The organism is Buttiauxella agrestis (assembly GCF_900446255.1).
Lineage (GTDB): Bacteria > Pseudomonadota > Gammaproteobacteria > Enterobacterales > Enterobacteriaceae > Buttiauxella > Buttiauxella agrestis.
Genome location: NZ_UIGI01000001.1, coordinates 4,868,707 through 4,894,032, shown reverse-complemented (window position 1 = coordinate 4,894,032; position 25,326 = coordinate 4,868,707). Strand labels below are relative to the sequence as shown.

Genomic DNA, 25,326 nt, shown 5'->3' with positions numbered 1-25,326 from the left:
ATTTAAACGCTGGGAGGGTAACGTTTTGCGAATGACATCACGATTGAGTTTTTTTAAAGCGAAGCGGTTTCGATAATATTTACTAATGCATAAATGTTTTTATTGGCAGTTATATAAGGGTTTTTATTGCCAACTGGATTTAAAATGGATTAGTTAAATTATTTCTGAAAGAGTGCTCAAGTAACAAAAGCCCGCATGGTGCGGGCTTAAAATTCAATATGAACATTACTCGATATTCTGGATTTGCTCGCGCATCTGTTCAATCAGCACTTTCAATTCGATAGCTGAATTGGTGACATCTGAATTGATAGATTTTGACGCCAGAGTGTTCGACTCGCGATTGAACTCTTGCATCATAAAGTCGAGGCGACGGCCAACAGCTTCTTTTTTCTTCAGAATGTTGTACGTCTCTTTAACGTGCGCTTCGAGGCGGTCCAGCTCTTCAGCGACATCTACACGCTGTGCCATTAACACCAGTTCTTGTTCAAGACGGTTATTTTCAAGCTGAACCTGAGCGTCTTCGAGTTTGGCAACTAAACGCTCGCGCTGCCATTTCAGAACTTCTGGCATTTGTGCACGAACTTTAACGACTTCACCGCTCACACCTTCAAGGCGTTGCTCGATAAGTTGTTTCAGTGCCTGGCCTTCTGTTTCACGCGCAACAATGAAGTCATCCAGCGCGCCGTCCAATGCTGCAAGAATTTCAGCGGTAATGGCATCCAGATCCTGCTCTTGAGCAGACATCACACCAGGCCAGCGCAGAATATCAACCGGGTTGATTTCGCCTTCATCGCTTTGCATTTTTACCCAGTTCGCTGCTTCAACCAGCTGTTTAGCCAATTTTTCGTTGAGCAGCAAAGAGCTTTGAGAGCGAGCATCGGGCTCGAAACGCAGGTTACATTCGACTTTCCCACGGGTTAAGCGGGTACGAATACGCTCGCGTGCCACAGGTTCGAGGCTACGGAATTGCTCCGGCATGCGGATGTAAGTTTCGAGATAACGCTGGTTTACCGAACGTAACTCCCAGGAGGCGCTGCCCCATTCGCCTTTAACTTCACGTCGGGCATAGGCGGTCATACTGCGGATCATATTTCGTAACCGTATTCTGTAATAGATGTGGGGATTATAGCCATGCCCGGCCTGACAGGATAGGAATAAGCGAGCGAAGTCCGTATAATGCGCAGCCACATTCGTTTTAGCCGGAGATAACCCCATGCGTCCATCAGGTCGTAGCGCCGATCAAGTGCGCCCAGTCACCCTGACCCGTAATTACACCAAACACGCAGAAGGCTCCGTGCTGGTCGAGTTTGGCGATACTAAAGTACTTTGTACCGCCACCGTTGAAGAGGGTGTTCCGCGCTTTCTGAAAGGCCAGGGACAAGGTTGGATCACTGCTGAATATGGTATGTTGCCGCGCGCAACTCATAGCCGTAATGCTCGTGAAGCAGCAAAAGGTAAGCAGGGCGGCCGTACTCTTGAGATTCAGCGCCTGATCGCCCGTTCACTGCGTGCTGCAGTGGATTTGAAAGTCCTCGGCGAATACACCATTACTCTGGACTGCGATGTTTTGCAGGCAGACGGCGGCACTCGCACAGCATCTATCACAGGTGCTTGTGTTGCACTGGCTGATGCTCTGAACAAACTGGTTGCTGCTGGGAAATTAAAAACCAACCCAATGAAAGGGATGGTTGCAGCGGTATCAGTCGGTATCGTTAAAGGCGAAGCTCTGTGCGACCTGGAATATGTTGAAGATTCCGCAGCAGAAACCGACATGAACGTCGTGATGATGGAAGATGGACGCATGATTGAGGTTCAGGGCACCGCAGAAGGCGAGCCGTTCACCCATGAAGAGTTGTTGGCGCTACTGGCGCTGGCGCGAGGGGGAATTGAATCAATCGTAACGGCGCAGAAGGCGGCGTTAGAGAATTAATTTTAGGCGACTCTGAGAGTCGCCTTTTTTATATCCCTAATACTTCAAGCTGCATTGTCGTTGGCAGTATTCGCTCGCCGCGAAGCAACTCGAATTATTTTGGGTAAATGTATAAATGAAATTTATAGGAGCAAATCCATGAAACCGTATCAGCGCCAGTTTATTGAGTTTGCGCTTAACAAGCAGGTACTTAAGTTCGGCGAATTCACGCTGAAATCTGGCCGTACCAGCCCTTATTTCTTCAATGCAGGGCTGTTCAATACCGGGCGTGATCTGGCACTGTTGGGGCGTTTTTATGCTGCCGCGTTAGTCGATTCCGGGATTGAGTTTGATTTGCTGTTTGGGCCGGCTTACAAAGGGATTCCAATTGCGACGACTACGGCCGTTGCATTGGCCGAACATCACGAGCTTGATCTGCCATATTGCTTTAACCGCAAAGAAGCAAAAGATCATGGTGAAGGCGGTAATCTGGTCGGTAGTGCACTGCAAGGGCGCGTGATGCTGGTGGATGATGTGATCACCGCAGGGACGGCAATCCGTGAATCAATGGAAATCATTGCTGCGAACAATGCGTCCCTGGCTGGTGTGCTAATTTCTCTGGACCGCCAGGAACGTGGCCGTGGCGAAATTTCAGCCATTCAGGAAGTTGAGCGTGACTACCAATGCAAAGTGATCTCAATCATCACCCTGACAGACCTGGTTGAATACCTGGAAGAAAAACCTGAGATGGCCGCGCATTTAGCTGCTGTACAGGATTACCGTACTCAGTACGGCGTATAAGAAAAAGGGCCTTTTAAAGGCCCTTTTCAATTACTGAAGCTGGGAGGCAACCAGCGGCCAGCGGGTATCAAAATCATCGGTCGGTAAATAGCGGAACTCGCTACGCACAAAACGCGACAGCGTCCCTTCACAAAATGCCAGAAGAAGACTTGCCAGCAGTGATTCATCGGTGATGAAACCTTCTCCTTCACGCATCTTTTTTTCGCGCATGACCTGGCGCAACTGGACTTCGATGCGCTCAAAAAGCTGATTGATCCGGCCTTGCAGTCGGTCTTGTTCAAACATCAATGCATGACCGGTAAGAATGCGAGTAAGGCCAGGGTTACGTTCGCCAAATCCCAGAATCAAGAGAACGATTAAACGTAAACGTGCGTGGGTATCTTTCTCATCTTTCAGAATAAGATTGATACGGGTAATCAGAGTGTCTTCAATAAACTCGATAAGGCTATCGAACATCTTCGTTTTGCTAGGAAAATGTCGATAAAGTGCTGCTTCGGAAACACCAACAGTAGCCGCAAGCTTGGCAGTTGTGATTCGTTGGCTGCCATCACTGGATTCAAGCATTTGGGCCAGAGACTGAAGTATTTCTTCGCGACGATTCCGTTTCGCAGTTTGTTTTTCTGCCATGTTCTAAAATACCCCTGAAATAACGCACTTGTCAGGCAAGTAGCCACACAGCGCTCGCAAACTTAAAGTTTGCGGTTTTTTCACATTTTTTACGCTGTGGGGTTACGTGTATAAACGAAAGTTACTGACGGCCTGAATGGCCGAAGCCACCTTCGCCGCGGTCGCTGGAGTCAAAATCTTCAACCAGATTGAATTCAGCCTGTACGACAGGCACAAACACCATTTGAGCAATACGCTCACCGGGTTCGATAGTGAAGTTGTCTTGTCCACGGTTCCAGACTGAAACCATCAACTGACCCTGGTAATCGGAGTCTATCAGCCCAACAAGGTTGCCTAAAACTACGCCATGCTTATGACCAAGACCTGAACGAGGCAGAATGACTGCCGCCAGAGACGGATCGGCGATATGGATAGCCAGCCCCGTTGGAATCAGCTTGGTGACACCAGGGGCAAGCTCTACGGCGTCATCCAGGCAGGCACGTAGATCAAGTCCCGCAGAGCCGGAAGTTGCATAAGTCGGCAGTGGGAACTGTTGGCCAACGCGTGGGTCCAGAATCTTAACGTCGATTTTTTTCATCATAACGGGTAACTATCTCGTTCAGTAAAAGATGGCCAAGGAGTTCCTTACGCTCGAGAGGTAAGACTTTATCTCCATCCTGCCAGAAAAGGTGTAATGCATTGTTTTCGCTGTTAAATCCTTGCCCTGCCTGTGAAACATCATTTGCACAAATCAGGTCGAGGTTTTTACTCAGGCGTTTTTGCTGGGCGTATTCTTCCACATTATTTGTTTCGGCGGCAAACCCAACAACATAAGGACGATGAGTTAAAAGTGCTGCGACACCGGCAACAATATCCGGGTTTTTTATCATTTTTATTGTGATTTCATCGCCTTGCTTTTTGATTTTTTCGTCTGCAACGGTTGCGGCACGATAATCTGCAACAGCCGCACAGCCAACGAAAATTTGTTGCGTCTGAACATGTTGTTGCACTGCGGCTTCCATTTCCAGAGCGGTAGTGACATCAACACGTTTTACCCAGGCTGGAGTAGGCAAAGAAACTGGGCCAGAGATTAAGGTCACATTTGCACCACGCGCGGCCGCTGCTGCTGCAATCGCGTAGCCCATTTTGCCCGAGCTATCATTGGTGATGTAGCGCACTGGGTCCAGACGTTCGCGAGTAGGGCCTGCGGTAATCATGACATTAAGATGTTGCAGATCTTTGATGACAGAAAAATGTTGAGCGGCCATTTCAACTATCGTTAGAGGGTCAAGCATTCTACCTGGGCCAACATCACCACAGGCCTGGCTGCCGCTATCTGGGCCCCATATCAGTAAACCGCGCGAAGCGAGAGTCTCAAGATTGTGCTGAGTTGCAGTTGCCCGGTACATTTGCTGATTCATGGCAGGCACGACCACAACGGGAGAGGGGGTTGCGAGACATATTGTACTCACAAGATCATTTGCCATACCTGCGGTAATGCGAGCAATTAAATCCGCTGTGGCAGGTGCCAGGATGACTAAATCTGCCCATTTCCCTAATTCTATATGACCCATTGCCGCTTCTGCCGCGGGATCCAACAAGCTATCTGACACAGGATAACCCGACACGGCTTGTAAACTCAGAGGGGTAATAAAGGCTTTGGCTGCCTCTGTCATAACCACCCGAACCTCCGCGCCGCGTTCACGCAGACGGCGTACCAGTTCTGGTGTCTTATAGGCGGCGATTCCGCCGCTCACACCCAGAACAATTTTTTTGCCAGAAAGCCCCATCATGATTTTTCCACCAGAAGTCACAGTCATCTGGCTATTTTACCACACTCATTCGGTATCGACTTTTTGCTGTTTGCGAGGTATCCCGCATGGAGGAAATCTGCATGTCGTATGTGCTTGATGAGTTGTGCACAATGACGGCCAGAGAAGGGCAAGGAGGTTCTGGTGGAAGAAATAATGGAGTTGGATAAGGCGAACATGCCGCGTGAAAAGCTGTTGAAATTTGGTGCCAGCGCATTATCCGATGTGGAGCTTTTGGCACTTTTTTTACGCACTGGCTGCAATAATATGAATGTACTCGCGTTTGCGCACAGTTTGCTGGACCAGTTCGGTTCACTTAGTAGGCTTTTGTCGGCGGATTATTCACAATTCAAGGAAGTGAAGGGCATTGGTGCAGCGAAATATACGCAACTCAACGCCATTGCGGAGTTGGCGAGGCGTTATTACTACTCGCGTGGAGTTGAAGAACTAACCCTTAAAGGGCCAGATTCAGTCAGGGAGTTTATTCAGAGCCAACTGACGAATGCAGAACGCGAGATCTTTATGGTGATTTTTCTGGATAATCAGCATCGGGTGATTAAACATTGCCCAATGTTTTCTGGAACGCTGAACCATGTAGAGGTCCATCCAAGAGAAATTGTGCGCGAAGCGATGAAATCCAATGCAGCGGCGTTAATACTCGCGCATAATCACCCGTCTGGTCGAGCAGAACCGAGCAAAGCTGATCGTGTTATTACCGAACGCATCATAAAAGTTTGCCTGTTTATGGAAATACAAGTGCTCGATCACCTTGTTATTGGCCGTGGAGAGTACGTTTCTTTTGCCGAACGTGGGTGGATTTAGAACGAATTAGGCGATCCTTTGGGATCTTTGTCTGTTCGGGACTTGAGCACATGCGTTATGCAGCGTATACTACGCCACCTTTGAGAATCTCGGGTTTTGGCATTATGCGCCTGGCACTGTGGTTCACATTGAACCGCCAGGGACCAGGCTTGCGGCCTGACGAGGCGCCATAACCCTATACGAAGCTCGAGCTAATTTGATTTTTGGAGAATAGACATGTCCCGAGTCTGCCAAGTTACTGGCAAGCGTCCGGTGACCGGTAATAACCGTTCCCACGCAATGAACGCGACCAAACGCCGTTTCCTGCCGAACCTGCACTCTCACCGTTTTTGGGTTGAGAGCGAGAAGCGTTTTGTCACACTGCGTGTATCTGCTAAAGGTATGCGTGTAATTGATAAGAAGGGTATCGAAACGGTCTTGGCCGATATGCGTACCCGTGGCGAGAAGTACTAAGAGGAACTAAGTCATGGCTAAAGGTGTTCGCGAGAAGATCAAGCTGGTTTCTTCTGCTGGTACTGGTCACTTCTATACCACCACGAAGAACAAGCGTACTAAGCCGGAAAAACTGGAACTGAAAAAGTTCGATCCAGTTGTCCGTCAACACGTACTGTACAAAGAAGCTAAAATTAAATAATTTTAGTATCTTTGATGAAAACCTCGCTTCGGCGGGGTTTTTTTGTTTTAGGGTTTTGAGCCTGGAGGAGAGATGCCTGAATTACCTGAAGTAGAAACCAGCCGCCGCGGTATTGAACCGCATCTGGTTGGCGAAACCATTCTTCACGCCATTGTGCGCAATGGGCGGCTGCGTTGGCCTGTCTCTGACGAAATCCATGCTCTAAGCGATAAACCCGTTCTCAGCGTGCAGCGCCGCGCTAAGTATCTGCTGCTCGAGCTTCCGGACGGTTGGATTATTATCCATCTCGGAATGTCTGGCAGCTTACGCATCCTCCCTGAAGATTATCCCGCTGAAAAGCATGACCACGTGGATTTGGTCATGAGCAATGGCAAAGTACTACGTTATACCGATCCGCGCCGTTTTGGTGCCTGGCTGTGGGCGAAAGAGCTAGAGGGCAGTAATGTTCTGGCGCATCTTGGTCCGGAACCTTTAAGCGACGAATTTTCGGCTGAGTATCTGCGTGAAAAATCCGCGAAAAAGAAAATGGCGATTAAGCCCTGGCTGATGGATAACAAGCTGGTAGTCGGTGTCGGTAATATTTATGCCAGCGAATCGTTATTTGCTGCGGGAATTCACCCTGACCGTGCTGCTCAGTCGTTGTCAAAAAACGAATGCGAATTACTGGTCAAAACGATAAAAGCGGTTCTGCTACGTTCGATTGAACAGGGCGGGACAACGTTGAAAGATTTTTTACAGTCTGATGGCAAACCTGGCTATTTCGCTCAAGAACTACAGGTCTATGGCCGTACAGGGGAACCGTGTCGGGTGTGCGGTGCGCCAATTGTCATCAGCAAGCACGGGCAACGCAGCACTTTTTATTGCCGCCATTGCCAGAAATAATCACTTTAGTTTTTCAAGCAACGCCTGGTGTACTTGTTCTGGTAAGAAGTGTGCGACGTCACCTGCGTGGCGCGCGACTTCTTTCACCAATGATGAAGAGACAAAAGACCACTCTTTTGATGGCATCAGGAAGACGCTTTCCAGCTCTGGCATTAAGTGACGGTTCATATGAGCCAGTTGCATCTCATACTCGAAATCAGCCGCTGTACGTAACCCTCTTACCAGAATGTTAGCCTGCTGAGTTTTGGCAAAATTCGCCATCAGATCGCCAAATCCGACCACTTCTACATTAGGCAAATGGCCTGTAACGCCTTGCGCAAGATGCACTCTTTCTTCAAGGGTGAACAAGGTTTTTTTGTGGGGACTGTTAGCAATTGCCAGAATTAAGGTATCGAACATCTTTGATGCGCGAGTCACGATGTCCAGATGGCCGTTGGTAATAGGATCGAAAGTCCCTGGATAGATAGCCCGCTTTTGCATGTCAGACCTTAATGTGCTTTGAGTGGCAAATAGGGTTCCAGCAGTTGCAACAAACGTTGTAGGGCGCCCTGATTTTGATAGAGCACTTCCACTGCATGGCGACCATAGAAGTTTCGATAATCCTCGTCAGTAAGTAAAGAGCTAATCTCTTTACTCAAAGAAGCGGTATCCGTCACGGTGATCAGGCCGCTTGCTTGCGACAGTCGGGCACAAATATCCTTAAAGTTAAAGGTATGTGGGCCCATCAACACAGGAATCGCGTGAGCTGCTGGTTCAAGAGGGTTATGTCCACCGCGTTCAACCAGAGAACCACCGACAAATGCAAGGTCAGCAATTCCATACAGCAGCATAAGCTCTCCCATGGTATCGCCAATGACAACCTGCGTGCTGGCAGAAGGGACATCACCAGAAGAACGAGTAATAAAGCTTAGTTCTTTCTGGCGAGCCAGATTAATCGCATCAGGGAAACGTTCAGGATGGCGAGGAACTAGTATCAGCAGCAAATCTGGGAACTGTTTTAGAAGCATCTGATGTGCATCCAGCACCACGTTTTCTTCACCTTCATGCGTGCTGGTTGCAATCCACACAGGGCGATGAGGTGCCCATTGGCGGCGCAGCGTGACGGCACGAGCAGCGAGTTGCGGCGTTACTGAAATATCAAACTTGAGGCTGCCTGTAACGGTTAACTGGCTGCGTTTTGCGCCTAAAGCGATGAAACGCTCGCCATCTTCTTCATTCTGAGCCGCAATGAGTGTGATGCGGCGTAACAATGAACGAATGAATTTGCCCAGCCGGGCATAGCCTGCAGCTGAACGAGCAGACAAGCGTGCATTGGCAATGACTAGCGGAATATGGCGTTTATGCAATGCTGATATAAGGTTCGGCCATAACTCGGTTTCCATAATCAGAACCAGTTTAGGGTCTACCTTATCAAGAAAGCGATTAAGCGAGCCGGGGAGATCATAAGGCAGGTAAAGATGTTGGACGTCACCGCCAAATGCTGACATGACTCGTTCAGAGCCGGTCGGTGTCATTGTTGTTACGGTTATCGGTAATTCTGGGTAGCGATGACGGAGTGCACGAACCAGCGGTATAGCCGCCAGGGTTTCGCCGACGGAAACGGAGTGCAACATAATGCCGCCAGGCTTTAGCGGCTTACGATAAAAACCGTAGCGCTCACCCCAACGTTTACGATACGCCGGAGCCTTACGACCACGCACCCACAAGCGCACCCAAATGAGCGGCTGAATGAGATAGAAAAGTGTGGTGTAAAACAACTGGAGCATTGGACGTAACTGACTTATGAATGTGCTGGGGATTCTATGTATTTAACTGCGGCTTTACCAACACTTTTGCCCCATTTGCTTTAAATCGCGCAAACTGGCGTTAAAAAGCTTCAATATTATTAAATATTTGGATTTTTACAGAAATAGTTGAAGGGTTTTATCAGTTGCTTTCCAGATAATTAACGAGATGCGTATCTGTCGATGCGTGGGTTTATCTTATTGTAATAGATGTGATTTTTACCTTTGTAGGTGAAAAAACATTCGTATCGGATCACACAATAAGAAATGGTACACTATTGCGAAAAATTGAGTGCGTTTTCAGTCTTCGGGTAGCTGTTGAGCCTGGGGCGGTAGCGTGCAAATTTGATATCTTTAGCATTATCAACAATTAAGAGCTGCGCGTGGAAAAACCATCATTTAGAAGAATTTTAGTCATTAAGATGCGTTTTCATGGGGATATGCTGCTGACGACTCCGGTCATTAGTACGCTGAAAAGAAACTACCCGGAAGCGAAAATTGATGTGCTTCTATATCAGGATACGATCCCCATACTGTCTGAAAATTCAGAAATAAACATGCTGTATGGGCTGAGTAATAAAGGCGCTGGTTCTATAACCAAAATTCAGAATTTCCTGTTCCTTTTAAAAACACTACGCGCCAACAAATACGATTTGGTTATCAACCTTACTGATCAAAGGGTTGTTCCGTTTTTTGTTCGCCTCCTGAATGCAAAAATGAGCATTTCCCAGGACTATAGCTACCGACAATCGGCTTTCTGGAAAAATAGTTTTACTCATCTGGCGCCCATTTCAGGCGAGCACATCGTAGAACGTAATTTATCTGTTGTGACCCCATTGGGAATAACAGATATCTGCAAAGAAACGACAATGCCTTATGACCCTAAAAATTGGGTCAAAATGCAAAGTTTGTTGAAAGATGTAGGTGTCGATAACCACTATGTTGTCATTCAGCCCACTGCACGCCAGCAATTCAAATGTTGGGACAACGATAAATTCTCAAAAGTCATTGATGCATTACAGGCCAGAGGTTACAGCGTAGTTTTAACATCCGGCCCTTCTGCAGAAGATTTAGAATGTGTGGAAGATATTGCTCAGGGATGTCAATTAAGGCCAGTAACAGCTCTTGCGGGGAAAACACGATTCCCTGAATTAGCCGCCCTCATTGACCATGCAGATCTATTCATCGGTGTCGATTCCGCTCCGGGACATATTGCTGCGGCGGTAAAAACCCCCATCATTTGCCTTTTTGGGGCTACCGACCATGTTTTCTGGCGCCCGTGGTCAAATAATGTGATTCAGTTTTGGGCGGGTGACTATGAGCCAATGCCTGTCCGCGACGAGCTTGACCGAAATAAGAAATATATGTCAGTCATTCCAGCTGAGGATGTCATTGCTGCCACTGAAAGGATGTTACCCGATGCGGCGAATGACATTAAAACGAGCGGGTCAGTATGATTATTGCCTTTTGTTTGTATAAATATTTTCCGTATGGCGGCTTGCAGCGTGATTTTATGCGCATCGCACAAACGGTTGCTGCGCGCGGTCATCACGTGCGTGTTTACGCGCAATCCTGGCAGGGCGGGCACCCAACAGAATTTGAATTAATTACGGTGCCCGTGGTTTCCCGTACAAACCACGGACGTAATGCTGAATATTATCGCTGGGTGCAGGCTCATCTTCAGCAACATGCTGTAGATAAGGTTGTCGGTTTTAATAAAATGCCTGGTCTGGATGTCTATTACGCTGCGGATGTTTGTTATGCCGAAAAAGTCGCTCAGGAAAAAGGATTCTTTTATCGCCTGACATCCCGCTATCGGCATTATGCTGAGTTTGAACGCGAAGTTTTTGAGCACGGCAAACCCACTCAGTTATTAATGTTAACAGACAAGCAGATAGCCGATTTTCAAAAACACTATCACACTGAATCTGAGCGTTTTCATATTCTGCCGCCAGGTATTTACCCCGATCGCAAATATAGCCAACAGGCACCCGGTAGCCGCTCGCGGTATCGTGAAAAAAATGGAATTAGCGAACAACAAAATCTGATGTTGCAGGTCGGTTCAGATTTTCGTCGCAAAGGTGTTGATAGAACGATTAATGCACTGGCGTCGCTACCTGAAAAGGTCCGGGATAACACCGTATTAATGGTCGTTGGCCAGGATAAACCAGGACGCTATGAAGCCCTGGCAGAAAAACTTGGTGTCCATAAAAACGTCCATTTCTTTGCCGGGCGTAACGATGTCGCTGAATTGATGGCTGCGGCCGATGTGCTTATGCACCCGGCGTATCAAGAAGCAGCAGGGATTGTCTTGTTGGAAGCCATTGCAGCAGGTTTACCGGTCATTACGACTTCAGTGTGCGGCTACGGGCATCATATTGCAGCTGCGGAATGCGGTGTTGTCATAAACGAGCCGTTTGATCAGGGAAAACTGAACAGTGAGTTGTATATAGCATTAACAGAACGCGAGCGCCTGAATGAGTGGGCGGCAAACGCACGCCACTATGCAGATACGCAAGATATCTACAGCTTGCCTGAAAAGGCCGCTGATATTATTACGGGTGAAGTTAATGGTTGAGTTGAAAGAACCACTTGTAACGTTATGGCGTGGAAAAGATGCCTTTGCTGAAGTTGCAAAATTGCAGGGTGAAGTTTTCCGGGAGCTTGAGACTCGCCGCACATTACGGTTTGAGCTAGCGGGGAAAAGCTATTTCCTGAAATGGCATCGAGGCACAGCATTTAAAGAAGTGGTGAAAAACCTTATCACCTTGCGCATGCCAGTATTAGGTGCCGATCGGGAATGGAAGGCAATACACCGACTCTATGAATTAGATGTTGATACCATGCAAGGGGTTGGCTTCGGGGAGAAGGGATTAAACCCAATCAATAAAGAATCGTTCATTATTACTGAAGATCTTACACCGACAATAAGTCTGGAAGATTATTGTGCCGACTGGGCAACTAACCCGCCATTGCCACGTACCAAGCGAATGCTGATTGATAGGGTTGCAACCATGGTGCGCAAAATGCATCAGGGTGGAGTTAATCACCGTGACTGCTATATCTGCCATTTTCTGCTTCATCTCCCTTTTGCAGGAGATGAAGAAACCCTGAAAATCTCTGTTATTGATCTCCATCGTGCTCAAATTAGAAGCTCGGTACCAAAGCGCTGGCGCGATAAAGATTTAATTGGTTTATATTTTTCATCTTTGAATATCGGACTGACTCAACGCGATCGTTACCGTTTCCTTTCCACCTATTTTATGCAGCCATTGCGCGATATCTTTTCCAAAGAAAGCGATTTACTTCAGCAAACTGAAATAAAAGCACAACGTATTCGTGAACGAACAATACGTAAATCGCTTTAATCAAATAAGTGATGAATCAATGAAAATTGCATTTATTGGAGAGGCTGTCTCTGGTTTTGGTGGAATGGAAACCGTAATCAGAGATGTTATACTTTCATTAAAAAATAAAGATATGCCCGATAGCTGCGAAATGTTCTTTTTTTGTCGTAATGACAATATGGATAAGAAGTGGTTACAGGGAATTGATTACACTTGTTCTTTTTCAAAGGTTAAGCTCAGTTTTTTTCGTCGACTAAAACATATTAACAATTTCGACCGCTGGTTAAAAAACAACAAACCAGATGTTGTTATTTGCATTGATGTTCTGTCATGCATGTTAGCAAGCAAAGCGAGACTCAAGAGCCAGCAATCATTTGTTCTATTTTCGTGGCCGCATTTTTCACTTGACCATAAAAAGCATGCGGAATGTATAGTATATGCAGATCATCATTTAGCAATTAGTACGGGTATAAAAAAACAAATACTTGCCAGAGGCGTACCGGAAAATAGGATCAGCCTTATTTATAACCCCGTCACCAGACAGAATATTACGATCCCGGCACCGACAGAAAATGAAGTCGCAACTTTTCTATATATGGGTCGAATGAAGTTTGAAGGGCAAAAAAGAGTTAAAGACTTACTTGATGGGCTGGCAAGTGTTGATAGGCCATGGAAATTACATGTCATTGGTGATGGATCTGATTTCCAAAAATGCCAGGCCTATGGCCGCGAACTGCAAATTGATGACAAGATAATTTGGCATGGTTGGCAGGAGAAACCCTGGGAGCTTGTGCAGAACGAAATTCAAAAAGTGAGTGCTCTCTTATTAACGTCATCGTTTGAAGGTTTCGGTATGGTACTACTCGAAGCTATGTCATACGGCATTCCATGCATCAGCGCAAATTGCACTGCGGGTCCTGAAGATATTATCCAGGAAGGGGTCAATGGCTTCCTTTACCCACCATCAGAATTGAATAAGTTTATATTTCATTTAAACCAACAGGTTAACCACCTGATTGCATTTGATAGCCAGACTGTTAAGCATTCCATCTCAATGTTTTATTCTGAGGTTTATCATAAAAATATGAATGAAATAATATCATCTATTAAGAATAAGAGTTAGATATGAGCCAAGATTACTTTGCGGAAGAAGATGTCATTCTCACTAAGTTAGAGTTCGATCATTGCAATGATAAACATAATGCGAATTCATTTCATATCTCCTACGGAATTGATAAAAATTTTCTATTCGGTTGCGGTATTTCTATAGCATCTGTCTTGTTATCAAACCCTGAGAGTAACTTTGTTTTTCACATTTTCACTGATTACTTTTCTGATAATGACTGTGATAAATTTGATGCATTAGCGGCCCAGTATAATTCTCGAGTTGTGGTTTATTTAATTAACTGCGAGAAATTAAAGGTATTGCCAAGTACAAAGAATTGGACCTATGCAACTTATTTCAGATTTATAATTGCAGATTATTTTTCCGGGAAAATTGATAAAATATTGTACCTGGATGCTGATATCGTATGTAAAGGTTCTGTCCAGGAATTAATCGATCTTAGGTTTGATGAGAATGAAATTGCCGCTGTTGTTGCAGAAGGCGATATCGACTGGTGGAAAAAAAGATCAATTACATTAGATACTCCAAAGCTCATTAATGGTTATTTTAATGCTGGATTTTTATTAATCAATTTACCCGCGTGGTCGAAATATAATATTTCAACACGCGCCATTGATATGTTGAAGGATCCGGAAGCAGTTAAGAAGATAACGCATTTGGATCAGGATGTTCTTAACATTTTACTGGCTGGAAACGATCGCTTTGTAGATGGGAAGTTTAATACACAATATAGTATTAACTATGAGTTGAAGAAAGCTAAAGTCTTTGACCCTATTCCTAATTCTTGTGTGTTTATCCATTATATTGGTCCAACCAAACCATGGCACATATGGGCGAACTACCCCGTATCTGAGTATTTCAATAGAGCAAAAGAAAACTCTCCCTGGCAGTCAGTTAGTTTGCTATCACCATTAACGAGTCATCAATTTAGATATAGTGCAAAACATTATTTTAAGCAGGGCTTAATTTTAAAATGTATCTATAGCTATATTAATTATTACGCTAAAAAATTATTCTAACATTATTTATTTTACCTCTAAATATAATAAGTTAGTTGGTACCTTTATGAATAAGTCTATAACAATAGTAACTGCTTTTTTTGATATTGGTCGAGGTGACTGGACCGTTGATAATGGACATCCAAATTATCTTCACAGGACCGCTGAGACATATCTAAGCAACTTTAATAATTTAGCATCATTGGATAATGAAATGATTGTTTTCACATCCAATGATCTTGTTTCACGTATCCAGGAAATCAGGGCGGGAAAACCAACAAAAGTTATTCCTGTTGATTTACGATCCACCTTTGGGACGTTCAGGGAAAAAATAACAGAAATTCAGAATGACCCTGAATTTAAGAAATTAATATCTCCACAGCAGGCGAAAAACCCAGAGTACTGGTCTCCTGATTATGCACTTGTATGCAATCTTAAATCTTATTTTGTAATGCAGGCAATAAAATTAGGAAGTGTAAAAAACAACTTAGTTGCTTGGGTTGATTTTGGTTATTGTCGTTCAACCGCTACTCTTGATGGTATCAAAAACTGGTATTATCCGTTTGATGACTCTAAGATTAATTTGTTTACGATTCGCAAACAATTTTCATTGAAGACAATGAATGATGTTTTATCGGGTATATTTAATAACAATGTCTTTATTATCGGTGGCGCTATTGTTGGTTCGGTTAAGCATTGGGGGGAGTTTCATAAATTAGTCTGGAATTGTCAAAGGTATTTGCTGCAAAGGAAAATCATTGATGATGATCAAGGGGTTTTCTTAATGTGTTATTATAAAAATAAAGAACTCATACGTTTAAATTATCTCGGCGATAACAAATGGTTTTCTCTGTTCAAAGTTTTCCATCGTAGAAATAGTGTGGCGTGGAAGATAAAAAACCGTCTCCGTGTTCTTCGTGGAAAATAAATATGATTATCCTAAAAGATTGTGCTAAAAAAATCACAGAATATAGCCACGAAAACTTTGAGCTAAGAGAAAGTTTTAATATCGCTTATGGAACCGATGTAAATTACCAAGTTGGGACAATTATATCTGTTGCTTCTATTGCCGAAAATAACAAATCCATTAATTGTCGTTTCTTTATTTTTTCAGATGTATATAGTGCCGATTTTTTAGATAAAATTGATCTGTTAACAAAACAATATAATATTAAAATTGAACTCTTTGAAGTCGATAGTGCATTATTAAAAAAATTACCACGCACCTCTATTTGGCCTGTTTCTATTTATTATCGTTTGTTAGCTTTTGATTATCTCTCCCAAGAAGTAAACTCTTTGCTCTATCTGGATGCGGATATTATTTGTAAGGGAAGTATTAATGAACTGGTATCGCTCGACTTTGGTGAGCATTATGGAGCCGTCGTTCCAGATGTTCGATCTATCCAAGAAAAAACTTATCAACGTCTGAATGTTGATTTTAAAGAACTGTATTTTAATTCAGGCGTAATGTATGTGAATTTATCACAATGGAAATCTCAACAATTAACAAGCAAAGTCTTTTCACTTCTTCTTGATGAGAGTTTATCAGTACGTTTAAAATACCCCGATCAGGATGCTTTAAATATTGCACTGCAAGGGAATTTAATTTATCTGGATAGACGATTTAATACAATTTACTCACTTAAATCGGAATTTGAATTCAAAGATAAAAATCACTTCAAACAATACATTTCTGATTCGACTGTATTCATCCATTATACCGGTGTTACGAAACCGTGGCATGCCTGGGCTGATTACCCTGCATCTTCTTTCTTTCGCGATATTTATTTTCTAACGCCCTGGAAGAGTGATCCATATTTTGAGGCGAAGTCCAGATCTGAATATAAAGAGGAATACAAGCACAAGCTTTATCAAGGTAAGTATCTTCAAGCAATAAAGTCAGTGATAGCGTATAAATATAAGTCATATATTAATAAATAAAACAATTAAATTGTAGAGCAATAAATGAATCACACTAAAGAGTGTTTCCCTATATTCATTATTTCACTCAAACATGATATTGACCGTAAAGAAAGAATAATATCATTGTTGAACCAATATAATATTCAGTATGATTTTATTGATGCTGTTGATTACAGAACAGATGCATATAAAAATATAAAAGATAATGTGAGGGCTAATAGTAACTCCTCTTATGGGTCAATGACCGATCCTGAGATGGCCTGCACATTGAGCCATTTACAAGCGTATCAAAAAATCATAGATGATGGTTTGGAGTGGGCGCTGATTCTGGAAGATGATGTTACATTCGACGAGCGTTTATCTCATGTATTGGGTGCATTATCAGAAAATAGAAACATATTAACCATGGGAACCTCTTATGTTTTGGGGGGACAAGAGGGAACTTCAGATTATCAATTATTTGGACTCAGTCTCTTTAAAACGGTTAATATTGGCAATGTCTTGTTTAGAAAAGCAACTTACAAAAAGCACAAAGTGACCCGTGCGTGTTGCTATATTGTTGACGAGCGATACTGTAGAACAGCGATCAAATTATTTGAGACTCATGGCTTCTTTTTAATTGATGACAGAAAAATTCTTTTCGATAACCATGTAATGTCACAAATATATTTTACTGACATTGTTTCTCATCCCCTTGTCTGCCAGTCAAATTCTCATATAGAAAATAGTCGTATCGAAAAAAATAAAGTGTTGAGAGTTAAAACACGTAGCAACATCATGGCCTGGTTAATGAGGCTGAGATATAAGATTCGGGTTATATTGGGTTCATTTGAATAGTGTACGATTTATTGGTATTTCAATTTACAGCCACTCTGAATATTAAGAGTGGCTTTTTTATTACTTATATTTTTTTATTTTTATGCAATATGCAGATAAACATTAGTGGCAGCAACCAACCTAAAGGAATAGGTTTCGCGTATGTTAATGTATCGCTTATACCAAACAGGATGAATAGAATCAGGAAGGCGTATAGAACTGATTGTTTATTCCTGATGGCAAACGAAACAATACTTACAATGAGAAGTAAATCAAATATTAATCCTACCCAGCCAATGGTGGAAAGAGTATCGATGAATTGATTGTGAAGATGTACGTTTTTGAATATCAATGCTGCAGAAAGACTCTTATCACTTTCAACAATCTTTTCTATTCTTTCATTTCGTTGCTCAAGAGACTGGCCTGAGATATTGTCATAAGAAGATAGCCACCCTGTTTTATACATAGCAAAACGTGCGCCAACGGAAGTGTTACTATTTTCTTCAGAGTATTGAGTTAAATCAGATCTCAAAGTATCAACTCTGTGCATTATTGGTTTTGCCATAGATGCAATGATTAATGCAACAAGAATGAATAGTATTGATAATGATTTTTTAGAGATATGGATTCTTTTATCTTTATACTCCATATAGCACATAAGAATAAACGCTATTGGGTAGGCTATAATTGCGGCTCTGGTGCCAGTCATAATAAGAGCAGTATAGTTAAGTATCCATAATACACTTAGAGCTTCTAATTTATGTTTTTTTAATGATGAAGATACTGAAGCCATAGCGTAAAGAGATACAAATGAGATGATGTATGCAGCAGCAGTAGCATTTGGGCCATATGCGAGTGATAATAGTATTCTTTCCATTTTTAACACAAAGAACTGATAATACGCATATATAATCAAAGATATATTAACAGCTAAAGAAACAATTAGGTGCGTTATATTGATTTGTGATGAGTAAAGTCTTTTGCTAGCGATGACTAAAAATGTTATTGCCGAAAAAATACCTGCAAGACTCCAGTCTCGATAGTTTATATAAGCGCCAATATATTCAGACTCCGAGTTTTTATAAATTCTAAACCAAGTAAATGTTATTAATGATAGTATAAAAATACAAAGTGAAATGTATTTAACATCACTTTTGAAATACATTTTCGGTGACAGTATTACAAGAAGTAAAGAAATTTGCCCTGCGATTCTCAATAATTTCATTGAGGTTCCTTGTTCAAAAGGAAGGAACATCAAAGAGGTAATACAAAACAGTAATATCACGTAATATAATAAGTTATCTAACTTCTCAAGCTTCGTCATAACTTTTTTGCCCTACAATAAAATATAAGCATCTATTAAAGCGCTTTATGAAATGAAATCTTATGAATAATGTTACTTAATCGAGAGTGTGTTTCTTAAGTACAGGAAATGAATGGATGACATCATCAGCATAGAGATCGTTTAAATCCTTTGTCTTAGAGCAGCACGCCACTTGGTTCTGCCCGTAACCGCCAATCAATCCTGGGTCTGTTGGTCCATATAAAGTCACATTTCGTCTATCCAGAGCGGCTGTCAAATGACTTAAGCCGGTGTCCACAGATACTACAAACTCTGCTCCCGCCAGCACCCGCGCAATTTCTTCCAGACTCATTCGTGGAAGCACTTCTACATAACTAAAGCCTTCAGCCAGCCTGTTTGCGCGCTCTTGTTCATGCGGAGCACCCCACGGAAGTTTGATCTGTATTCCTGAATCCTTCATCAATCCTATCAACTCGCGCCAGTGTGATTCTGGCCAGTGTTTATCATCACGAGTTGTCGCATGTAAAAACACAGTGTAACGGACAGTGTCAGTATTTGGGTTATCAAGAAAATGACCCGAGATAGCATAGTCACCCTGAGATGAAGGTTTTTTGTAGTTCAAACTTTTCGCGAACAATTCTCGAGTACGCTCAACAGCATGTTGTTGTTTAGCGATAGAGTGGCGACGACTGTAAAATAGACTGGCCAGTGGCTCACGAGCGCTGTTCCAGCCCATACCGTGCTTAATTCCTCGCGCTTTTCGCGTTACCAATGCCGCACTTTTGATAAGACCTTGCGCATCAATAATCGCATCGTATTGTTCGGTGCGTAACGCCTGAACAAACGCTTTGCGCTCGGCTTTTATCGGGGCTGAAAACCAATTCTTACGCCAGCGGCGGATCGCCACGGGAAGAACTTTATCTACTGCGGGATGCCAGGTGGGAATTTGCGCGAAACCTTCTTCAACGGCCCAATCAAAGCGGATTCCAGGAATAGCCTGCATTGCATCCGTCAGGGCTGGCAGCGTGTGCAGGACATCACCCATTGATGATGTTTTTACGATCAATACCCGCATTACGCTTCCTTCTCAGCTCGTAACAGAGCCGTTAGCTCTTCAATCACGCGCTCTGGCGTTATAACAATCAAACTTTGATGATAACCTTCCGCGGCATCGCCTTTACGCACCTTGTGATAGCCTGTGATCAGACGAATTACCCGCGCCTTATGGGACAGTGGCGGTGTAAAGTCCGGGCTACTTGGGCCATATAACGCGACAAGTGGGCGGTTAAGTGCCGCTGCAACGTGCATCAAGCCAGAATCGTTTGAAACCACGGCCTGACAAGCGGCAATCAAAATAACGGCTTGCTCAAGTTCAGTGTCTCCCGCCAGATTGCGGCAATACGCTTGCTGCTGAGTCGTCAATGCGGCGACGATGTCATTCCCGGCGTCTTTGTCTTTAGCAGAACCGAATAAGACAACTTGATAGCCGTCATCGATGAGTTTGCCGGCCAGAGTCGCGTAGTGATAATGCGGCCAGCGCTTGGCTGGGCCGAACTCCGCGCCAGGACAGAAACCAATAATCGGACGTTGCGCATCGAGGCTAAAAGCTTCGCACGCCTGAATTTTTTCCCCATCGCTAACTTGCAACTGAGGCCACAGTAACGGCTGAGGAAGATCTTTTGCCGACTGCATCCGTCCTTTGTCATAAGCCAAAGCAATGTAACGCTCGACCATCAGTGGCCAGGCTTGTTTATCCAGAACGCGCGCATCGTTGAGCAATCCGTAGCGCATTTCGCCGCGCCAGCCGGTGCGCTGTGGAATATTGGCAAAGAAGGGGACGAGAGCGGACTTGAACGAATTTGGCAGCACATAGGCCTGATCGTAACGCTTCTCGCGCAACGCGTGTCCGAGACGGCGTCGTTCACCAATCTCAAGAGCACCATGTCCGAGTGGCATCGCCAGCGCTTCGTTAACTTCCGGCATACGTGATAATAATGGACGGCACCAGGCCGGTGCCATCACATCAATGATTGCCTGGGGATAGCGCGCCTTGAGCGTGCGATAAAGACTTTGCGACATCATCATGTCGCCCACCCATGACGGGCCAATCACCAGTATTTTCATGCGTCAGGCTACCTGCTTATGCGTCACGGTTCAGCCAGGCCATATATTCTGTTACGCCTTCGGCAACAGTTTTAAATGGCTTGTCGTAACCTGCGGCGCGCAGATTGGTCAAATCAGCCTGAGTAAACTCTTGATAGCGGCCTTTGAGTTTTTCCGGGAATGGAATGTACTCAATGCTGCCTTTTTTATGGAACGCCAGCGCTGCATCGGCAATAGCCTGGAAAGATTCCGCACGGCCGGTACCACAGTTATAAATGCCGGATACGCCATTCTGCCAGAACCACAGGTTAACGGCGGCGACATCGCCAACATAGATGAAGTCACGTTTAAAGCTGTCGCTGCCTTCAAACAGTTTTGGATTTTCACCGTTGGTGAGCTGCGTGTTCAGATGGAATGCAACGCTCGCCATGCTGCCTTTGTGGCCTTCACGTGGTCCGTAGACATTGAAGTAGCGGAAGCCGGTAATCTGGGAATTTGCTTCTGGCAGGATTTGACGCACGTACTCATCGAACAAGAATTTCGAGTAACCGTAAACGTTTAGCGGCTGCTCATATTCACGCGACTCGATGAAATCGCTATTGCGACCGCCGTAGGTTGCAGCAGAAGAGGCATACAGGAACGGGATTTCACGTTCCAGGCAGTAATGCAGGACTTCTTTGGAGTACTGATAGTTGTTATCCATCATGTACTTGCCATCCCACTCGGTGGTGGAAGAGCATGCGCCTTCGTGGAAGATGGCTTCGATATCGCCGAACTCTTCACCCGCCATAATTTGGATTAAGAAGTCTTCTTTATCCATATAGTCGGCGATATTTAAATCTACGAGGTTGGCGAACTTAGTGCCATCCTTCAGGTTGTCTACCACCAGAATATCTGTATGGCCAATATCATTCAGGGACTTAATGATGTTGCTGCCGATAAGGCCAGCACCGCCGGTGACAATAATCATGAGCGAAACCTTAAACAAAAAGAGGGCCGTAAGGCACGATACCTCACGCGCTAATGGCTCTTATCATACCATTACATTCATTGACCCGCCTAATCAGAGGAAGTTTCTGATACTCGTGATTTATGCTGCAAAAATCAATTTCATTGAAGCGTCATCTCGTGTCCTGGTATAGGTTTGGGTAATATGTGCCGAAATTAGCCATGCCTGGAGAATCGCAATGCGCGGAGATTTTTACCAACAGTTAACAACCCAACTTGAAACCGCACGAGCGGAAGGGTTGTTTAAAGAAGAACGTATTATTACTTCTGCTCAACAAGCAGATATTACTGTTGCTGACGGGAGTCACGTCATCAACTTCTGCGCCAATAACTATCTCGGCCTCGCTAACCACCCAGAGCTTATCAATGCTGCTAAACAAGGCATGGATACGCATGGCTTTGGGATGGCCTCTGTGCGTTTCATTTGTGGAACACAAGACAGCCACAAAGAGCTGGAAGGCAAACTGGCCGGCTTCCTCGGAATGGAAGATGCCATTCTTTATTCTTCGTGTTTTGATGCCAACGGTGGTCTGTTTGAAACGCTGCTCGGCACGGAAGATGCGATTATCTCCGATGCGCTGAACCATGCATCTATCATTGATGGCGTGCGTTTATGCAAGGCAAAGCGTTATCGCTACGCCAACAATGATATGCAAGAACTCGAAGCTTGCCTGAAAGAAGCGCGTGCGGCAGGTGCTCGCCATATCATGATCGCAACAGACGGCGTGTTCTCTATGGATGGCGTGATTGCGAACCTGAATGGGGTTTGTGATTTGGCTGATGAATATGACGCTCTGGTCATGGTCGATGATTCTCACGCGGTAGGTTTTGTGGGTGAAAATGGTCGTGGCACGCATGAATATTGCAACGTGATGGATCGTGTAGACATCATTACCGGAACATTGGGCAAAGCGCTTGGTGGTGCATCTGGCGGCTATACCGCAGGTCGCAAAGAAGTGATTGAATGGCTGCGCCAGCGTTCGCGCCCGTACCTTTTCTCTAACTCATTGGCTCCGGCTATTGTTTCTGCATCGATTAAAGTTCTGGAGATGCTGGAAACTGGCGCTGAAATGCGCGATCGCCTGTGGGCGAATGCCAGTCTGTTCCGCGAGAAAATGACCGCCGCTGGCTTTACTCTGGCCGGTGCGGATCATGCCATCATCCCTGTGATGCTGGGTGAAGCGGTGGTTGCGCAGAACTTTGCTCGCGAGCTGCAAAAAGAAGGCATTTACGTCACTGGATTCTTCTATCCGGTGGTTCCAAAAGGGCAGGCGCGTATCCGTACTCAGATGTCTGCGGCTCACACGACTGAACAAATTGAACGTGCGATTGACGCATTTACGCGTATCGGCAAACAGTTGGGCGTCATCGCCTAAGGGAGCGGTCATGAAAGCATTAGCAAAACTGAAAGCAGAAGAAGGCATCTGGATGACGGATGCACCCAAGCCGGAAATGGGTCATAACGATCTGCTGATCAAAATCCGTAAAACGGCCATTTGTGGCACCGATGTGCATATTTATAACTGGGATGAATGGTCACAAAAGACTATTCCGGTTCCGATGGTTGTCGGACACGAATATGTCGGTGAAGTGGTCGGCATAGGCCAGGAAGTTAAAGGCTTTAAAATCGGCGATCGTGTTTCCGGTGAAGGCCATATTACCTGTGGGCATTGCCGAAACTGCCGTGCAGGCCGCACTCACTTGTGCCGCAATACCACGGGTATCGGTGTTAACCGCCCTGGCTGCTTCGCTGAATATCTGGTGCTGCCTGCCTTTAATGCTTTTAAAATCCCTGACAATATCTCTGATGATCTGGCCTCCATCTTCGACCCGTTTGGCAACGCCGTTCACACCGCGCTGTCTTTCGATCTGGTCGGTGAAGATGTGCTGGTTTCTGGTGCTGGCCCAATCGGTATTATGGCGGCGGCTGTCGCTAAACACGTTGGTGCGCGTAATGTCGTTATCACCGATGTGAATGAGTACCGTCTTGAGCTGGCTCGCGAAATGGGTGTCACCCGTGCGGTTAACGTTAGCAAAGAAAACCTGACCGATGTCATGAAAGAGTTAGGCATGACCGAAGGTTTCGACGTGGGTCTGGAGATGTCTGGTGCTCCGCCAGCGTTCCGCACCATGCTCGACACCATGAATCATGGTGGCCGCATTGCGATGTTGGGTATTCCGCCATCAGACATGTCTATCGACTGGACGAAAGTCATCTTTAAGGGACTGTTCATTAAAGGAATTTACGGGCGTGAAATGTTCGAGACATGGTACAAAATGGCTGCATTAATTCAGTCAGGTTTGGATCTGTCACCGATTATCACCCACCGTTTTGGTATTGATGATTTCCAGCAAGGCTTCGATGCCATGCGTTCTGGTCAATCCGGCAAAGTCATTCTTAGCTGGGATTAACAGTAAAAAGGCCCAAAAGCAGAATTTGGGCCTTTTTTTTCCTGGTTTTTTAGTATTGTATTGATTCTTTGTGTTCGCTAAAAGGTTGAAGATGAGTCATCCGCCGATAGAAGTCAGCGTTATTATCCCTGTCTACAATGGTGAAGAAAACATACGTCAGCTGGTCGAGAGTGTTCTCGCGGAAACGCGTATAAATTTAGAGCTTATTGTTATTAATGATGGCTCAACGGATAAGACACGCGAGATACTTAATTCAATTCAGGATGAAAGGTTGGTCATTATTGAGCAACCCAATAGCGGAGTCTATATTGCGCGCAATGCCGGGTTGGCAGCGCATTGTGGAAAGTGGTTAATTCTGCTGGATGCTGATGATGCCATCACACCCGACATGATTTTTAATCGCTACACTAAGGCTGAACAGCATAATTGTGATGTATTGATATGCAACGGCTGGCGCGGAAACCCCGGGCAGAAGTTGGCTGGATGGGAAGTTCATCGGCAACAAATTTACAACCGCATGATTTCCGGTTTCGAATGGATTAAACATGCTGTCAAAGTGCGAGAATGGCCGCATTATATTTGGTTGCAAATTGTAAGTTCGAAATATATTAAAGAAAATAATATTAACTTCCACGTAGGCACCAGTCATAAAGATATTTTATGGTCCACGGAGCTGGCTCTGGCTAATGGGCGATTTTATATTTCACCGGAACCAGATTATTACTATTCGAAGAACACATCTTCTATTACCAATCACGGTCGCTATTACGATCCTCGTGCTTATAGTTACATTGATATCATCAATAAGTTAATTAATTACGCAAAATCTCCTGAATATGCAGCCGTTAGTCGCCCGCTTTATATTCATGCTTTGAGAGAAACAGGGCACCTTTCAGGTCTTTACCGCAAGAAGATTAAAGATCGTGCTGCGGTTCGAAAGTCATTTCATGACCATATCCGCTTCACCGATTTAGCAAAAGGGGTCAGCGGAATTCATGAAGCCTGGTTTTTGATACGGCTGTGGTTCAGATTGCGTTAAAA

Annotated in this window: 27 protein-coding genes; 17 read left to right on the top strand and 10 right to left on the bottom strand. The window is 44.6% G+C overall.

Annotated elements, in window-relative coordinates:
* Nucleotides 1–225 precede the first annotated feature (225 nt).
* Nucleotides 226–1,089 carry a YicC/YloC family endoribonuclease gene (locus DY231_RS23160; protein ID WP_115631687.1) on the bottom strand — a complete coding sequence of 288 codons (864 nt, stop codon included), beginning with the start codon at nt 1,087–1,089 and terminating at the stop codon, nt 226–228.
* Between the two features lie 124 nt (nt 1,090–1,213).
* Here DY231_RS23160 and rph point away from each other — a divergent pair, with 124 nt between their 5' ends.
* Complete coding sequence (gene rph / locus DY231_RS23155) at nt 1,214–1,930, top strand: ribonuclease PH (protein ID WP_115631686.1); 717 nt, start codon at nt 1,214–1,216, stop codon at nt 1,928–1,930.
* A 138-nt stretch (nt 1,931–2,068) separates the two neighbouring features.
* Nucleotides 2,069–2,710 (top strand): orotate phosphoribosyltransferase, encoded by a 642-nt coding sequence (pyrE, locus tag DY231_RS23150; protein ID WP_115631685.1) that lies wholly within the window; start codon nt 2,069–2,071, stop codon nt 2,708–2,710.
* A gap of 30 nt (nt 2,711–2,740) precedes the next feature.
* Here the strand turns inward: pyrE and slmA are convergent, their stop codons facing one another.
* The 3 genes from slmA to coaBC form a co-directional block, all read right to left on the bottom strand.
* Nucleotides 2,741–3,337, bottom strand: coding sequence for a nucleoid occlusion factor SlmA (slmA, locus tag DY231_RS23145; protein ID WP_115631684.1), 597 nt, complete (start codon nt 3,335–3,337; stop codon nt 2,741–2,743).
* A 121-nt stretch (nt 3,338–3,458) separates the two neighbouring features.
* The gene (gene dut / locus DY231_RS23140; protein ID WP_147295662.1) at nt 3,459–3,917 is read right to left on the bottom strand and encodes a dUTP diphosphatase; all 459 of its coding nucleotides are present in this window, start codon (nt 3,915–3,917) and stop codon (nt 3,459–3,461) included.
* On the bottom strand, nt 3,895–5,106 hold the full coding sequence (gene coaBC, locus DY231_RS23135) for a bifunctional phosphopantothenoylcysteine decarboxylase/phosphopantothenate--cysteine ligase CoaBC (protein WP_115631938.1): 1,212 nt from the start codon (nt 5,104–5,106) through the stop codon (nt 3,895–3,897). Before coaBC ends, dut begins: the two co-directional genes overlap by 23 nt.
* Nucleotides 5,107–5,283: 177 nt before the next feature.
* On the opposite strand from coaBC, the gene radC reads away from it, so the two are divergent.
* From radC to mutM, 4 genes are all read left to right on the top strand, one after another.
* A complete protein-coding gene (gene radC / locus DY231_RS23130; protein ID WP_115631936.1) occupies nt 5,284–5,949 on the top strand; it encodes a RadC family protein in 666 nt (221 codons plus the stop codon).
* 216 nt (nt 5,950–6,165) lie between these two features.
* Nucleotides 6,166–6,402: a 50S ribosomal protein L28 gene (rpmB, locus tag DY231_RS23125; protein WP_034461465.1), complete on the top strand. Its 237-nt coding sequence runs from the start codon at nt 6,166–6,168 to the stop codon at nt 6,400–6,402.
* A 13-nt stretch (nt 6,403–6,415) separates the two neighbouring features.
* Nucleotides 6,416–6,583 carry a 50S ribosomal protein L33 gene (gene rpmG / locus DY231_RS23120; protein WP_002208990.1) on the top strand — a complete coding sequence of 56 codons (168 nt, stop codon included), beginning with the start codon at nt 6,416–6,418 and terminating at the stop codon, nt 6,581–6,583.
* A 72-nt stretch (nt 6,584–6,655) separates the two neighbouring features.
* Nucleotides 6,656–7,465, top strand: coding sequence for a bifunctional DNA-formamidopyrimidine glycosylase/DNA-(apurinic or apyrimidinic site) lyase (mutM, locus tag DY231_RS23115; protein WP_034499991.1), 810 nt, complete (start codon nt 6,656–6,658; stop codon nt 7,463–7,465).
* Here the strand turns inward: mutM and coaD are convergent, their stop codons facing one another.
* Both coaD and waaA read right to left on the bottom strand, forming a co-directional pair.
* The gene (coaD, locus tag DY231_RS23110) at nt 7,466–7,945 is read right to left on the bottom strand and encodes a pantetheine-phosphate adenylyltransferase (protein ID WP_115631683.1); all 480 of its coding nucleotides are present in this window, start codon (nt 7,943–7,945) and stop codon (nt 7,466–7,468) included.
* A gap of 8 nt (nt 7,946–7,953) precedes the next feature.
* Nucleotides 7,954–9,231: a lipid IV(A) 3-deoxy-D-manno-octulosonic acid transferase gene (gene waaA, locus DY231_RS23105; RefSeq protein WP_115631682.1), complete on the bottom strand. Its 1,278-nt coding sequence runs from the start codon at nt 9,229–9,231 to the stop codon at nt 7,954–7,956.
* A gap of 401 nt (nt 9,232–9,632) precedes the next feature.
* Here waaA and rfaQ point away from each other — a divergent pair, with 401 nt between their 5' ends.
* From rfaQ to DY231_RS23065, 8 genes are read left to right on the top strand one after another with little or no spacing between them, the layout of a single operon-like run.
* A complete protein-coding gene (rfaQ, locus tag DY231_RS23100) occupies nt 9,633–10,706 on the top strand; it encodes a lipopolysaccharide core heptosyltransferase RfaQ (RefSeq protein WP_115631681.1) in 1,074 nt (357 codons plus the stop codon).
* Nucleotides 10,703–11,827, top strand: a complete 1,125-nt coding sequence (locus DY231_RS23095; RefSeq protein WP_115631680.1) for a glycosyltransferase family 4 protein — start codon at nt 10,703–10,705, stop codon at nt 11,825–11,827. Before rfaQ ends, DY231_RS23095 begins: the two co-directional genes overlap by 4 nt.
* Nucleotides 11,820–12,617 (top strand): lipopolysaccharide core heptose(I) kinase RfaP, encoded by a 798-nt coding sequence (rfaP, locus tag DY231_RS23090; RefSeq protein ID WP_115631679.1) that lies wholly within the window; start codon nt 11,820–11,822, stop codon nt 12,615–12,617. The genes DY231_RS23095 and rfaP overlap by 8 nt, the downstream gene beginning before the upstream one ends.
* 19 nt (nt 12,618–12,636) lie before the next feature.
* The gene (waaB, locus tag DY231_RS23085; RefSeq protein WP_115631678.1) at nt 12,637–13,719 is read left to right on the top strand and encodes a lipopolysaccharide 1,6-galactosyltransferase; all 1,083 of its coding nucleotides are present in this window, start codon (nt 12,637–12,639) and stop codon (nt 13,717–13,719) included.
* 2 nt (nt 13,720–13,721) lie between these two features.
* Nucleotides 13,722–14,741: a lipopolysaccharide 3-alpha-galactosyltransferase gene (gene waaO / locus DY231_RS23080; protein WP_115631677.1), complete on the top strand. Its 1,020-nt coding sequence runs from the start codon at nt 13,722–13,724 to the stop codon at nt 14,739–14,741.
* A gap of 46 nt (nt 14,742–14,787) precedes the next feature.
* Complete coding sequence (gene yibB / locus DY231_RS23075) at nt 14,788–15,648, top strand: protein YibB (RefSeq protein ID WP_115631676.1); 861 nt, start codon at nt 14,788–14,790, stop codon at nt 15,646–15,648.
* A gap of 2 nt (nt 15,649–15,650) precedes the next feature.
* On the top strand, nt 15,651–16,661 hold the full coding sequence (locus tag DY231_RS23070) for a glycosyltransferase family 8 protein (protein ID WP_115631675.1): 1,011 nt from the start codon (nt 15,651–15,653) through the stop codon (nt 16,659–16,661).
* A 24-nt stretch (nt 16,662–16,685) separates the two neighbouring features.
* Nucleotides 16,686–17,480 (top strand): glycosyltransferase family 25 protein, encoded by a 795-nt coding sequence (locus DY231_RS23065; RefSeq protein WP_115631674.1) that lies wholly within the window; start codon nt 16,686–16,688, stop codon nt 17,478–17,480.
* A 64-nt stretch (nt 17,481–17,544) separates the two neighbouring features.
* Here DY231_RS23065 and DY231_RS23060 read toward each other — a convergent pair whose 3' ends face one another.
* The 4 genes from DY231_RS23060 to rfaD all read right to left on the bottom strand — a co-directional run bounded on the left by DY231_RS23060 (nt 17,545) and on the right by rfaD (nt 21,835).
* Nucleotides 17,545–18,684: an O-antigen ligase family protein gene (locus tag DY231_RS23060; protein WP_256682696.1), complete on the bottom strand. Its 1,140-nt coding sequence runs from the start codon at nt 18,682–18,684 to the stop codon at nt 17,545–17,547.
* A gap of 175 nt (nt 18,685–18,859) precedes the next feature.
* Nucleotides 18,860–19,837, bottom strand: a complete 978-nt coding sequence (gene rfaC, locus DY231_RS23055) for a lipopolysaccharide heptosyltransferase RfaC (RefSeq protein WP_115631672.1) — start codon at nt 19,835–19,837, stop codon at nt 18,860–18,862.
* Nucleotides 19,837–20,886, bottom strand: coding sequence for an ADP-heptose--LPS heptosyltransferase RfaF (gene rfaF / locus DY231_RS23050; RefSeq protein ID WP_115631671.1), 1,050 nt, complete (start codon nt 20,884–20,886; stop codon nt 19,837–19,839). The genes rfaC and rfaF overlap by 1 nt, the downstream gene beginning before the upstream one ends.
* A gap of 16 nt (nt 20,887–20,902) precedes the next feature.
* The gene (gene rfaD, locus DY231_RS23045; RefSeq protein ID WP_115631670.1) at nt 20,903–21,835 is read right to left on the bottom strand and encodes an ADP-glyceromanno-heptose 6-epimerase; all 933 of its coding nucleotides are present in this window, start codon (nt 21,833–21,835) and stop codon (nt 20,903–20,905) included.
* Nucleotides 21,836–22,052: 217 nt separating this feature from the next.
* Between rfaD and kbl the strand changes: the two genes are divergently transcribed.
* From kbl to DY231_RS23030, 3 genes are all read left to right on the top strand, one after another.
* The gene (gene kbl / locus DY231_RS23040; protein ID WP_115631669.1) at nt 22,053–23,249 is read left to right on the top strand and encodes a glycine C-acetyltransferase; all 1,197 of its coding nucleotides are present in this window, start codon (nt 22,053–22,055) and stop codon (nt 23,247–23,249) included.
* 10 nt (nt 23,250–23,259) lie between these two features.
* Nucleotides 23,260–24,285: an L-threonine 3-dehydrogenase gene (tdh, locus tag DY231_RS23035; protein ID WP_115631668.1), complete on the top strand. Its 1,026-nt coding sequence runs from the start codon at nt 23,260–23,262 to the stop codon at nt 24,283–24,285.
* 91 nt (nt 24,286–24,376) lie between these two features.
* Nucleotides 24,377–25,324, top strand: a complete 948-nt coding sequence (locus DY231_RS23030; protein ID WP_115631667.1) for a glycosyltransferase — start codon at nt 24,377–24,379, stop codon at nt 25,322–25,324.
* The last annotated feature ends 2 nt before the right edge of the window (nt 25,325–25,326 follow it).

What these genes read in the sequence shown, in the direction of transcription:
- DY231_RS23065 (WP_115631674.1), top strand. Translation starts at nt 16,686, where the DNA reads ATGAATCACACTAAAGAGTGTTTCCCTATATTCATTATTTCACTCAAA.
- DY231_RS23070 (WP_115631675.1), top strand. Translation starts at nt 15,651, where the DNA reads ATGATTATCCTAAAAGATTGTGCTAAAAAAATCACAGAATATAGCCAC.
- yibB (WP_115631676.1), top strand. Translation starts at nt 14,788, where the DNA reads ATGAATAAGTCTATAACAATAGTAACTGCTTTTTTTGATATTGGTCGA.
- kbl (WP_115631669.1), top strand. Translation starts at nt 22,053, where the DNA reads ATGCGCGGAGATTTTTACCAACAGTTAACAACCCAACTTGAAACCGCA.
- DY231_RS23060 (WP_256682696.1), bottom strand. Translation starts at nt 18,684, where the DNA reads ATGAAATTATTGAGAATCGCAGGGCAAATTTCTTTACTTCTTGTAATA.
- pyrE (WP_115631685.1), top strand. Translation starts at nt 2,069, where the DNA reads ATGAAACCGTATCAGCGCCAGTTTATTGAGTTTGCGCTTAACAAGCAG.
- rfaF (WP_115631671.1), bottom strand. Translation starts at nt 20,886, where the DNA reads ATGAAAATACTGGTGATTGGCCCGTCATGGGTGGGCGACATGATGATG.
- waaB (WP_115631678.1), top strand. Translation starts at nt 12,637, where the DNA reads ATGAAAATTGCATTTATTGGAGAGGCTGTCTCTGGTTTTGGTGGAATG.
- rfaD (WP_115631670.1), bottom strand. Translation starts at nt 21,835, where the DNA reads ATGATTATTGTCACCGGCGGTGCTGGCCTTATCGGCAGCAACATCATT.
- mutM (WP_034499991.1), top strand. Translation starts at nt 6,656, where the DNA reads ATGCCTGAATTACCTGAAGTAGAAACCAGCCGCCGCGGTATTGAACCG.
- slmA (WP_115631684.1), bottom strand. Translation starts at nt 3,337, where the DNA reads ATGGCAGAAAAACAAACTGCGAAACGGAATCGTCGCGAAGAAATACTT.
- coaBC (WP_115631938.1), bottom strand. Translation starts at nt 5,106, where the DNA reads ATGGGGCTTTCTGGCAAAAAAATTGTTCTGGGTGTGAGCGGCGGAATC.
- rpmB (WP_034461465.1), top strand. Translation starts at nt 6,166, where the DNA reads ATGTCCCGAGTCTGCCAAGTTACTGGCAAGCGTCCGGTGACCGGTAAT.
- DY231_RS23030 (WP_115631667.1), top strand. Translation starts at nt 24,377, where the DNA reads ATGAGTCATCCGCCGATAGAAGTCAGCGTTATTATCCCTGTCTACAAT.
- rph (WP_115631686.1), top strand. Translation starts at nt 1,214, where the DNA reads ATGCGTCCATCAGGTCGTAGCGCCGATCAAGTGCGCCCAGTCACCCTG.
- radC (WP_115631936.1), top strand. Translation starts at nt 5,284, where the DNA reads ATGGAGTTGGATAAGGCGAACATGCCGCGTGAAAAGCTGTTGAAATTT.
- waaO (WP_115631677.1), top strand. Translation starts at nt 13,722, where the DNA reads ATGAGCCAAGATTACTTTGCGGAAGAAGATGTCATTCTCACTAAGTTA.
- waaA (WP_115631682.1), bottom strand. Translation starts at nt 9,231, where the DNA reads ATGCTCCAGTTGTTTTACACCACACTTTTCTATCTCATTCAGCCGCTC.
- coaD (WP_115631683.1), bottom strand. Translation starts at nt 7,945, where the DNA reads ATGCAAAAGCGGGCTATCTATCCAGGGACTTTCGATCCTATTACCAAC.
- tdh (WP_115631668.1), top strand. Translation starts at nt 23,260, where the DNA reads ATGAAAGCATTAGCAAAACTGAAAGCAGAAGAAGGCATCTGGATGACG.
- dut (WP_147295662.1), bottom strand. Translation starts at nt 3,917, where the DNA reads ATGATGAAAAAAATCGACGTTAAGATTCTGGACCCACGCGTTGGCCAA.
- rpmG (WP_002208990.1), top strand. Translation starts at nt 6,416, where the DNA reads ATGGCTAAAGGTGTTCGCGAGAAGATCAAGCTGGTTTCTTCTGCTGGT.
- DY231_RS23160 (WP_115631687.1), bottom strand. Translation starts at nt 1,089, where the DNA reads ATGATCCGCAGTATGACCGCCTATGCCCGACGTGAAGTTAAAGGCGAA.
- rfaC (WP_115631672.1), bottom strand. Translation starts at nt 19,837, where the DNA reads ATGCGGGTATTGATCGTAAAAACATCATCAATGGGTGATGTCCTGCAC.
- DY231_RS23095 (WP_115631680.1), top strand. Translation starts at nt 10,703, where the DNA reads ATGATTATTGCCTTTTGTTTGTATAAATATTTTCCGTATGGCGGCTTG.
- rfaP (WP_115631679.1), top strand. Translation starts at nt 11,820, where the DNA reads ATGGTTGAGTTGAAAGAACCACTTGTAACGTTATGGCGTGGAAAAGAT.